The sequence below is a fragment of the Tepidiforma sp. genome (assembly GCF_026419595.1).
Lineage (GTDB): Bacteria > Chloroflexota > Dehalococcoidia > Tepidiformales > Tepidiformaceae > Tepidiforma.
In genome coordinates, this window is sequence record NZ_JANZZD010000001.1 from 263,135 (window position 1) to 273,244 (window position 10,110).

Consider the following 10,110-nt stretch of genomic DNA (forward strand, 5'->3'; position numbering starts at 1 on the left):
TGAGCGGGTGCGCCCGGTCAGCTAGCGGCGGATGAAGGACTGGCCGTCGTTGATCGGCTCGTCGATGAAGATGTCGCCGTTGCGGATCTTGATGTTGTAGCCGCAATCGGGGTTGGTGCAGACCCACGCTTTGAAGTGGATGGGCGCGCCCTGGCTGCCGAAATCGGAGAAGGGCACGAGATCCCCGTAATCACATTTGCGGCATTTCGGAAACTGATACATCCCTTTCCTCCCCCAAAGTCGGGGATACTATGGCACGGCTGTCGGAAGGAGCAAGAGGAGGGAACGGGGAGCGGGGAACGGGGAACAGGCAACCGGCAAACGAAGGTCAGGGGCGGCTGACGCGGCGGAGGAACTGGCGGGCGCGCTCGGTGGCGGGCGCGGAGAAGAACTGCGCGGGCGGCGCTTCCTCCTGGATGACGCCCTCGTCCATGAAGATGATGCGCCGGGCGGCCTCGGCGGCGAAGCCCATCTCGTGGGTGACGGCGACCATGGTCATCCCGGCGGCGGCGAGGTCGCGCATGACAGCGAGCACCTCGCCGACGAGTTCGGGGTCGAGCGCGCTGGTGGCTTCGTCGAAGAGCATGAGGCGGGGCTGCATGGCGAGGGCGCGGGCGATGGCGACGCGCTGCTGCTGGCCGCCGGAGAGCTGGGCCGGGTAGGCATCGAGCTTGCTGCCGAGACCGACCCGTTCGAGGACGGCGGCGGCGCGCTGGCGGGCTTCATCACGGGAGAGGCCGAGCACGTGGACCGGGGCCTCCATCACGTTGCCGAGGGCGGTGAGGTGGGGGAAGAGGTTGAACCGCTGGAAGACCATGCCGATGCGGGCCCGCACCCGGGCGATCTCGGCCTCGGGGGCTTCGACGAGGCGGCCGCCCTTGTCGCGGTAGCCGACGAGGCGGCCTTCGAACAGGACACGGCCGCTGTCGACGCGTTCGAGGTGGTTGATGCAGCGGAGGAGGGTGGACTTGCCGGAGCCGGACGGGCCGAGGATGGCGACGACTTCGCCCTCGGCGACGCTCATGGTGATGCCGCGGAGGACTTCGGTGCGGCCGAACCGCTTGTGGACGTCTTCGAGCTGGAGGAGCGGGCCGGGCGCCGGGTCGGTCATAGTCATTCCTTCGCGCCGAAGCTGAGCCAGCGGCGGCCTGGGCCAGGGCCGAAGCTGGCCGCGCCATAGCGGTGTTCGAGCCACGACTGGAAGACGGAGCCGATGGTCGTGAGGATGAGGTACCAGCCGCTGGCGATGATGAGCCACTCGAAATAGAGCAGCGTCGACGAGTACTGGAGCTTGGCCACGAGGAAGAGTTCGCGGACGGAGATGAGGGAGACGAGCGACGAATTCTTCAGCATGGCGATGAATTCGTTGCCGGTGGGCGGGATGATGACGCGGAGGGCCTGGGGGAGGATGATGCGGCGCATCGCAAGGCGGTGCGTCATGCCGAGGGCGCGGGCGGCTTCCATCTGGCCGGGGTCGACGGACTGGATGCCGGCGCGGACGATCTCCGTCATGTAGGCGCCTTCGTTGATGGCGAGGGCGAGGATGCCGGTCTGGAACGGGGAGAGCTGGCCGTTCCACGGCGCCCAGGAAGGCCAGGCCTGGGGAAGGGCGAAGTACCAGAAGACGATCTGCACGAGGAGCGGCGTGCCGCGGAAGAACCAGATATAGCCGAGGGAAGCGCCCCGCAGGACGGGCTGGCGGGAGACGCGGGCGAGGGCGAAGAGGGTGCCGAGGAGGATGCCGAGCGCCATGCCGATGACCGAGAGCTGGAGCGTCATCCAGACGCCCCGGAGGACGATCTCGGAGAAGAAGTTCTGGGCGATGTAGGTCCAGTCGACGGCGAGCGCGGGCACGGCGGGTTCCCCGGGGCGGCGGCGTTCCCCCGGGGCGGCGGCGCGCCCCGGGGAACGGCCGGGTGTTACTTCAAAGCGCCGGCTTCGAGGCCCCAGTAGCTCAGGATGGCGTCGTACTTGCCGCGCTGGCGCATCTGGACGAGCGCCTGCTGGAGGGCGTCGCGGACTTCGGTGTCATCTTTGCGGACGGCGATGCCGTAGGGCGCGGTGTTGTACTGCTCGCCAACGACCTGGGTGCCTTTCACCTGGCGAGCGCCGTAGGCGGCAACCGGGAAGTCCATGAGGGCGGCGTCGGCGCGGCCGCTGGCGACGGCACTGATGGCATCGGTGTTCTGTTCGAACGTCGAGATTTTGATCTTCTGGGCGCACTTCGCGTTCTGCTCTTCGGCCTCGTCGATCTGGATGGTGCCGACCTGGATGGCGACGGTCTTGCCGCAGAGGTCTTCGATGGTGGCGATCTTCTCGGGGTTTCCGGCTTTGACGAGAATGCCGGAGCCGGCGATGAGGTATTCGACGAAGTCGACCTGCTGCTTGCGCTCATCGGTCACGGTCATCGAGGACATGATGACGTCGGTCTTCTTGCTGGTCAGCGACGCGATGATGACGTCGAAGGACGTGTTCTGGACCTCGAGCGTGACGCCCCAGGCGTCGGCGATGCAGCGGGCGAGGTCGATATCGGCGCCGATGGGCTCGTTCGTTCCAGCCCGGACGAACTCCATCGGGGCGTAGCTGAGGTCGCTGGCGACGACGAACTTGCCGGCGGCCTTGATGCGGGCCGGCGCGGTGAGGCCGAGGTCGGTGCAGGTGACGTTGGCGGAGACGAGGTCGGGTGCGGAGCTGCCGCTGTCATCATCGTCACCGCCGCAGGCGGCGAGGGCGAGGCCGGCGGCGGCGAGGCTGCCGAGCAGGAGGGTGAGGAGCGGGAAGCGGGGCACGGATCGGCACCTCCTCGGAGAATGGTGGGAACTATGGCACGACGGCGCGGGATGGGGAAGGTTGGAGGTTGGGCGGGGGTGGTTGGTACCATGCGGGCTTTGGGATTTGGGAACTGGAGAGGCCTGAATGTCTGCTACTGCAGTCACGGTGCGGGTGCCGGCGACGAGCGCGAACCTCGGTGCGGGGTTCGATTGCCTCGGGCTGGCGCTCGATATGTTCGCGTCGGTCACGGTGACGTTCTGCGAGGCGGAGCAGCCGCCGACGGAGGACGTGGGCGAGAAGATGGTGCTCTCGGCGGTGCGGCACGCGTACCAGCGGCTGGGGAAGCCGATGCCCGGTGTACGCGCCCGCTACCAGGTCGCCATCCCGCTCGGGCGGGGGCTCGGCGCGAGCGCGGTGGCGCGGGTCGCGGGCCTGCTCGCGGTGAACGAGTTCGAACGGGGGCCGTTCGACGAGCAGGCGCTGCTCGACATGGCCAGCGACCTCGAGGGGCACGGCGATAACGCCTGCCCGGCGCTGTTCGGCGGGCTGCAGGTGTGTGTGCAGGGCACGGACGGGCACTACGTGCGGGCGGCGGCGCGGTTCCCGGCCGAGGCGCACATCGCGCTGCTCATCCCGGACCATTCGATGCCGACGAAGGAAGCGCGGAAAGCGCTCCCGGAGGTGTATTCGAAGGCGGACACGGTGCACAACATCGGGCGGGCGGCGCTGTTCGTCGCGGCGATGGCGTCGGGGCGGCTGGAGCTGCTGGCGGAGGCGACGGATGACCGGGTGCACCAGCGGCAGCGGGCCTCGCTCTTCCCGCCGCTGTTCGACATCTTCGCGGCGGCGCGCGGGGCCGGCGCCTATGCGGCCTGGCTGAGCGGGGCCGGGAGCTCGGTGGCGGCCATCTGCCCGGAGGAGCCGGCGCGCGCGGTGGCGAACGCGATGCTGGCGACGGCGAAGGCCGCAGGCTACGACGGGCGGGCGCTGGTGACGCGGATCGCGAAGGAGGGCGCCACCGTGTCGCGCGTGGAGCTGGTCGACGCGTGATGCAGATTCGGTGGGCCGGGCCGGGCGACCTCGAGGTCATCATCGAGCTCATCCGGGCGCTGGCTGAGTACGAGCGCGAGCCGGAGGCGGTCCGGCTGGTGCCGGAGGTGCTGGCAGGGCACCTGTTCGGCGAGCGGCCCTACGCGGAGGTGCTGCTGGCGGAGGATGCGGAGGGGGTGCAGGGGTTCGCGCTCTTCTTCCACACGTTCAGCACGTGGGAGGGACGGCCCGGCATCTGGCTGGAGGATCTGTTCGTGCGGCCCGGGGCGCGCGGACGGGGCTACGGGCGGGCGCTGCTGGCGCGGCTGGCGGCCATCGCGGGCGAACGCGGCTGCGCCCGGCTGGAGTGGGCCGTGCTCGACTGGAACGCGCCGGCGATCGGCTTCTACCGGGCGCTGGGAGCGGTGCCGCTGGATGAATGGACGACCTACCGGCTCACGGGCGAGGCGCTGGCGCGGCTGGGGGATGAGGGGCGGCGCGGCGCGACGTAGGGGGAAATGCTGAGTGACTGGCGAATCAAAGGTTGGTTTGGTGGCGTGACACGGTGGTATAGTGGCCGACGGTGCCGGCGGGGTCCTGGCAGCGCTGCTGCCGGGGGCATCGTGACGCTTCCCCGTGACCAACACTGCGAGCTGGAGGACGGTCGCCCTTGACCGAGCCACTCCAGGTTGGCCAGTTCGCGATCGTGGATCACGAACCGGTCGACCGGGGGCCGAACGCCGGGACGTTCCACGGCCGGGGCCCCGCCGACGACCGCGTGGAACTGTTCATCGTGGCCGAGGGGACGACGCCCGCGGGCGAGGCCTTCGCCGGCCACGTCGTCTCGGCGATGGGGCAGGCGCTGGCCGGCCTCGACATGAGCCTGACGGGCATCCTGCGGCGGCTGTTCGCCGAGGCCGAGCGGGTCGTTTTGGACTGGAACCGGAAGAGCATCGCGCAGCACCGGGTAGCGCTGGGGATCAGCTGCCTCGCGCGGCGCGGCGGACAGGTCGTGCTGGGGCAGGCGGGGCCGGCGGCGGCGGTCGCGGTGCACGGCGGGCGCTCCGAGGTGCTCCGGCCGGAGCCGCCCTTCGACCAGCCGATCGGGAGCGGACGCGGGCCCGGGCCGCTGCTGCGGCGGCTGGCCTTCGAACCCGGCGACCGGGTGGTGCTGCTTTCGACGCCGGCGCTCGCCGAGGTCGAGGACGAGGTGCTGCGCGGCATCGCCGGGCTGCCGCTCGAGGAGATCCTGCCGGACCTCTACCGGCGGGTGCAGCATCTCCGGCACGAGACCGTGCTGCTCGCCGCGCTGCCCGGCCGGCGGGAAGACCGCTCGGCCGCGGACACGGCGGGCAGCGGCGCCGGCGAGGCGGTCATCGATGCGACCGGGGAAGCCAGCGGCGCCGGGGAAGGGAGCCGGGACGACCGGCTGTACCAGCCGAGCCTCTTCGTCGAGGACGACCACCAGGACGAGCTGGTGCGGGCGCGGCGCGCGCTCGAAGCGGCCGCGCCGCGGCCCATCCCGGTGCGAAACGACGCGGCTGCGGCCGAGGACGAGGCGGCCGAGGTGCCGCTGGCGCTGGCGGCCGGGGAGCGGCGCGCGCGGCTGGCGCGGGTGGTGGCGGAAAGCCGCGACCGCGCCGACCGGGCGCGGGCGGCGCTGGGCGAAGCGGGCGCTGCGGCGGTTCGTCCGACGTGGGGGAACGCGGCCGCGACGGCCGGCACGCCGCCGGCGCCGCGGCGGAACCCGCGGGCGCAGAGCTTCACGCGGAGCCTCGCGCCGCCGGAGACGCCGAAACCCGGCCCCTCGGCGGAAGCGCGCGACCTGCCGCTGGTCGATGAACTGGCGGCGGAGCGGCGCGCGCGGCCGGCCGGCGGGACGGTTTCCGAACAGTCGGTGGCGCGGGAGGCAGGGTTCGCACCGGGCAGCGGGACGCTCGTGCGGGTGCGGTCGTCGATGGACGGCCGGTGGCGCGGGAGCGGGTCGCTCGACCGGGCGCGTCTCGGGGGCTACACCCTGCCGCCAACGTGGGCGGTCATCATGGCGGGGCTCGCGGTGCTGCTGGTGCTGGTCGGCATCATGACCGTGCCCTCGATGCTGGAGGCGGACCGGGGCGCGGAGTACAGCAACCTGCTGAACGGCGCGGCGCAGAAGCTGGCGGTCGCGCGGGTGGTGGAGGACCCGGCCCAGCGGCGGACCGCGCTGGTCGAAGCGCAGGCGCTGCTCCTGAAGGCGCGGGAGCTGCAGACGGGCGACCCGCAGGCGGAGACGCTCTTCAACGAAGTCGCGGGCGCGCTGAACGAGATGGACCGGGTGCGGGAGCCGGCGGCGGTCGAAACCATCACGTCGCTCGAGCGGTTCGGCGAGCGGCCGGTGGCGCCCTCGCGGATGGCGGCAGGGCCGGACTACGTCTATCTGCTCGATGCCGCCACGCCGCAGGTCATCGCGGTGTCGCTGGCGGACGGTTCGGCCCGGACCGTGTATGCGGAGGACGCTGGGGCGAAGCGGGGGCGGCCGATCGCGATTGCGCAGCTGGACGCGAACGACCGCGGCGTGCCGGCGCTGCTGATCATGGACCATGAGAACCGGCTCTGGGCGTGGGAGAACGGCCAGCTGACGGCGCTCGCATTCAACCCGCCTTCGGGGCTGGCGGTCACGGACATCGCGGTGCGCGGGCGCGACCTCTACGTGCTGGATGCGCCGCACAAGGCGGTGTACCGCTACGCGCAGGAGCGCGACGGGTTCCCCAACCCGCCGGTGAAGGTGCTCGAAACGGGCGACCTCGCGAACGCGCGCCGGCTGTTCGTGGACACGGAGATTCTCACGGCGGACGCCGACGGCACGCTGCACCGGTTCATCGGCGGGGGCGTGGCGCTAACGCTGTCGCAGGCGGGGATCGACCGGAAGCTGGTCGCGCCGGAGACGCCGCAGGCCCTCTCCGATTCGGAGGTGGCGGTGCTGGACCCGGCGAACAACCGGGTGGTGGTGTTCCTGCGCGATGGGGCGTTCGAACGGCAGTACCGGCACCCGGACTTCGCAGGTGCGCGGGCGTTCACGGTGCGGGGCGGCGAGGCGTACATCCTGAGCGGTTCGGCCCTGCGGCGCATCACCTGGTAGCGAGCGGGGCCGAATGGCCCATCGCGTGCGGGACGGCCGGGCTGGTGACGGGCCAATTCGTCCATGGCATACTGTTCCTGCAGTGCAGGAGGCCGGTTTCGCGGGAATGGGAGAATTGGGAACTTCGGACCGCCCGGTGCCGCGGCCGACGACGCGCGGGCTTCGCCGCTGGGTCTACGTCGGGCTGGGAAGCCTGCTGGTCGGCGTGGGCATCCTCGGCATCTTCCTGCCGCTGCTGCCATCGACGGTCTTCTTCCTCGGCGCGGCCGGGCTCTACGGCAAGAGTTCGCCGGGGGCGTACCGGTGGCTCACGACGAACCGGTGGTTCGGCAAGCACCTGCGCGATTACAAAGAGCAGCGCGGGGCGACACTCGGCGCGAAGGCGTGGTCGATCGCGACGCTCTGGATCGGCATCGGCGTGAGCGAATACTTCCTCGATATCCCGTGGGTGCAGCTGCTGCTCGTGGGCATCGGGGTCGCGGTCACGGTTCACCTGGTGACGCTGCGGACGATCCGGAACTGATTCCGGAGCGGGGTCCCGGTCAGCCGGCGGCGGCAGCTTCGCGAGCAGCGCGCTGGAAATCCGCGAGGAGCAGGTCCATATCTTCCTGCGGGATTTCGTGGAGGTTGCCCTGGTAGGCGAGCGTCCAGTTCGCGCGGGGCCAGCGCTGGGTCCAGCGGAAGCGGTCGTGGTAGGGTTCGGCGTCGAGCCAGCGGTCCTCGGGGAGGACGACGACGGGTTCGATGCCGGCGCGGTAGGGGTAGAGCTCGTCGGGCTTTTTCGCGCTCTGCCAGATGCGGGTGTGCTCTTCGACGACAGGCGAGGTGACGCGGCAGATGGCCGCGAACTGCTTGCGGCCCGAGACGTAGAAGGCAAGCAGATCGCTGGGCTGGATGCTATTGGCCATGTTGCGGCGGGTGCTCTTGAAGCCGTGGCGGGTGAAGCCGAGCGCGCGGGTGGTTTCGAAGATTTCCGGCGAGCCGACGACGATCCAGTTGCGGGGCATTCAGGCCTCCGGGGCGAGGGTCGGCAGCAGCGGCGGCTGCCAGCTCCCAGTGTAGCCGCGGAGCAGGACATCGGGCGGGAGCGGTTCGATGACGACGGATTCGAGGTGCACGGGGCCGACCGGGGACCCGGGCGGGATGAGCGGGATGCCGGCGCCGCCGAGGATGCGGGGGCTGACGTAGGCGTGGACTTCGTCGACGAGGTCGGCTTCGAAGAAGGAGACGTGGACGGAGGGGCCGCCTTCGACGATGAGCGACTGGATGTTGCGCTGGCCGAGCGCGCGGAGGAGCTGACGGAGTTCGAGGCGGCCCTCGGCGCGGTCGAGTTCGAGCAGAACAGCGCCGCGCTCGATGAGTGACTGTCGCCAGTCCGGCGGCGACCCGTGGGCGGTGGCGACGATGACCGGCGCGCCGGGGGCGAAGACGCGGGACTCGGGCGGGGTGCGCCCGCGGGCGTCGAGGACGATGCGGACCGGCTGGCGTTCGGCTGGCGCGCCGCCGGGGCGGGCGGTGAGGGCAGGGTCATCGGCAAGGATGGTGCCGCTGCCGACGAGGATGGCATCGACCCAGTCGCGGTCGCGGTGGGCGCGTTCGACGGCGGCCGGGCCGGTGAGCCAGGTGATGCCCTCGGCCGGCGCGCCGACGGCGCCATCGAGGCTGACGGCGAACTTGGCGATGACGTAGGGGAGTCCGAGCTGACGCCACTTGAGGTAGGGCCGGAGAAGGTCGGCCGCGGCCTCAGCGCCGTCGCCGATGTCGACCTCGATGCCGGCGGCGCGGAGGCGTTCGATGCCGGGGCCACCGACGTGGGGGTCGAGCAGGGCGACGACGACCCGGCGGACGCCGGCGGCGATGATGGCGTCGGAGCAGGGCGGGGTGCGCTTGCCGGGGAAGGGGACGCACGGCTCGAGGGTGCAGTAGAGCGTCGCGCCGCGGGCGGCCTCGGCGGCCGCGGCGAGGGCGGCGGCCTCGGCGTGGGGGCCGCCGTAGGGCGCAGTCGCGCCGCGGGCGATGATGCTGCCGCCGCGGACGAGGACGGCGCCGACCCACGGGTTGGGGGAGGTCCGGCCGCGGACAGAGGCGGCGAGGCGGAGAGCTTCCTGCATGAAGGGGGAGGGGTCGCTCACGCCCTCAGGGTAGCGAAGGCGCGGGGAACGTGCGTGCGGGGCGCCCGGTGGAGCGCCCCGCACGACCCCGGCGGTAGCCATGCCCCGCCGCCGGAGCCTCAGTTGGGCCGGAGGAACCAGCTCCCGGCGATGGTGGCGAACCGGCTCGGCTGTTCGAGGTTCACGAGGTGGCCGGCATCGAGGACGGTCTTCGCTTCGCTCCCGGGGATGTTCGCTTTCCAGATTGGGATGTAGGCGGGGGGCACGACGCGGTCGCCGCTGGCGCCGACGAGGATGGTCGGGGCTTTGATGCGCGGGAGCCGCTTGATGACGCCGGTATCGGGAATCGGCCACAGGAACTTCGCGGCGGCTTTGAGGTCCTTCATCTCCTGCACGTAGTTCTCGAGCGGGTCGACGGTGCCGTCGCGGAGGATGAGGTTTTCGCGGCGCGCCGGGTCGGCGAAGAGGACTTCCGTAGCGCGGAGGGGGTTCTGAGCGAAGGGGTCTTCGCCGCGGATGGCGTCGTCCCAGATGCCGATGGGGGTGAAGAGGGCGAGCCTGCGGACGCGGTCGGGGCGGATGGCGGCGAGCTCGGCGGCGATCCAGGCGCCGATGGAGTGGCCGACGACGTGGACGGCGCCGAGCCCGAGGGCATCGAGGAAGTCGACGTAGTGGAGGACGAGGTCGAGGCCGGTTTCGACCTCGTCGAGCCCCTGGGAGGGGCCCCAGCCGGGGTGGTAGGGCGCGAAGACTTCGAATTTCGTGGCAAGCTCGGCGATGGCGGGCTCCCAGCCCTGGAGGCCGGCGAGGTGGTGGAGGTAGAGGACGGGTTCGCCGGCGCCGCCGCGGAAGAAGTGGACGGGCGCGCTGCCGGGCCGGAGGGTGATGGTGAGCTGTTCCATGGCGCGGCTCCTGTGGCGTGCGGGTCAGGCGTTGATGGGCTGGCGGATGGGCCGGGGTTCGGCCATGAGGTGCGCGGGGAGCGGTTTCGGCGACCAGTGGTCTTCGTACCCCTGCCAGAGGTGGCGGAGGCGGGGCATGACCTTTTCGGCGAACATCTGCGTGTTATAGATGGCGACG

General features: G+C 71.3%; 11 protein-coding genes. 4 read left to right on the forward strand and 7 right to left on the reverse strand.

Annotated features, from left to right (window positions below; translation table 11 throughout):
• Positions 1 to 21 precede the first annotated feature (21 nt).
• The 4 genes from N2041_RS01310 to N2041_RS01325 all read right to left on the reverse strand — a co-directional run bounded on the left by N2041_RS01310 (position 22) and on the right by N2041_RS01325 (position 2,789).
• Positions 22 to 222 (reverse strand): hypothetical protein, encoded by a 201-nt coding sequence (locus tag N2041_RS01310; protein ID WP_270057099.1) that lies wholly within the window; start codon positions 220 to 222, stop codon positions 22 to 24.
• 106 nt (positions 223 to 328) lie between these two features.
• Positions 329 to 1,111, reverse strand: a complete 783-nt coding sequence (locus N2041_RS01315) for an amino acid ABC transporter ATP-binding protein (protein WP_297675033.1) — start codon at positions 1,109 to 1,111, stop codon at positions 329 to 331.
• Between the two features lie 2 nt (positions 1,112 to 1,113).
• The gene (locus tag N2041_RS01320) at positions 1,114 to 1,854 is read right to left on the reverse strand and encodes an amino acid ABC transporter permease (protein WP_297675034.1); all 741 of its coding nucleotides are present in this window, start codon (positions 1,852 to 1,854) and stop codon (positions 1,114 to 1,116) included.
• A 65-nt stretch (positions 1,855 to 1,919) separates the two neighbouring features.
• The gene (locus N2041_RS01325; protein WP_297675036.1) at positions 1,920 to 2,789 is read right to left on the reverse strand and encodes an ABC transporter substrate-binding protein; all 870 of its coding nucleotides are present in this window, start codon (positions 2,787 to 2,789) and stop codon (positions 1,920 to 1,922) included.
• Positions 2,790 to 2,916: 127 nt separating this feature from the next.
• Between N2041_RS01325 and thrB the strand changes: the two genes are divergently transcribed.
• The 4 genes from thrB (at position 2,917) to N2041_RS01345 (ending at position 7,442) form a co-directional block, all read left to right on the forward strand.
• The gene (thrB, locus tag N2041_RS01330; RefSeq protein WP_297675037.1) at positions 2,917 to 3,822 is read left to right on the forward strand and encodes a homoserine kinase; all 906 of its coding nucleotides are present in this window, start codon (positions 2,917 to 2,919) and stop codon (positions 3,820 to 3,822) included.
• Positions 3,822 to 4,313: a GNAT family N-acetyltransferase gene (locus N2041_RS01335; RefSeq protein WP_297675039.1), complete on the forward strand. Its 492-nt coding sequence runs from the start codon at positions 3,822 to 3,824 to the stop codon at positions 4,311 to 4,313. The genes thrB and N2041_RS01335 overlap by 1 nt, the downstream gene beginning before the upstream one ends.
• Before the next feature lie 158 nt (positions 4,314 to 4,471).
• Positions 4,472 to 6,919, forward strand: a complete 2,448-nt coding sequence (locus N2041_RS01340) for a hypothetical protein (protein ID WP_297675041.1) — start codon at positions 4,472 to 4,474, stop codon at positions 6,917 to 6,919.
• 106 nt (positions 6,920 to 7,025) lie between these two features.
• Entirely contained in the window at positions 7,026 to 7,442 is a 417-nt protein-coding gene (locus N2041_RS01345; protein WP_297675043.1) for a YbaN family protein, read from the forward strand.
• A 19-nt stretch (positions 7,443 to 7,461) separates the two neighbouring features.
• Here N2041_RS01345 and N2041_RS01350 read toward each other — a convergent pair whose 3' ends face one another.
• From N2041_RS01350 to N2041_RS01360, 3 genes are all read right to left on the reverse strand, one after another.
• Positions 7,462 to 7,926 carry an EVE domain-containing protein gene (locus N2041_RS01350; RefSeq protein ID WP_297675045.1) on the reverse strand — a complete coding sequence of 155 codons (465 nt, stop codon included), beginning with the start codon at positions 7,924 to 7,926 and terminating at the stop codon, positions 7,462 to 7,464.
• Positions 7,927 to 9,051 (reverse strand): bifunctional diaminohydroxyphosphoribosylaminopyrimidine deaminase/5-amino-6-(5-phosphoribosylamino)uracil reductase RibD, encoded by a 1,125-nt coding sequence (gene ribD / locus N2041_RS01355; RefSeq protein WP_297675047.1) that lies wholly within the window; start codon positions 9,049 to 9,051, stop codon positions 7,927 to 7,929. It abuts the gene before it with no gap.
• Positions 9,052 to 9,149: 98 nt separating this feature from the next.
• Positions 9,150 to 9,932 (reverse strand): alpha/beta fold hydrolase, encoded by a 783-nt coding sequence (locus N2041_RS01360; protein WP_297675049.1) that lies wholly within the window; start codon positions 9,930 to 9,932, stop codon positions 9,150 to 9,152.
• Between the last annotated feature and the right edge of the window lie 178 nt (positions 9,933 to 10,110).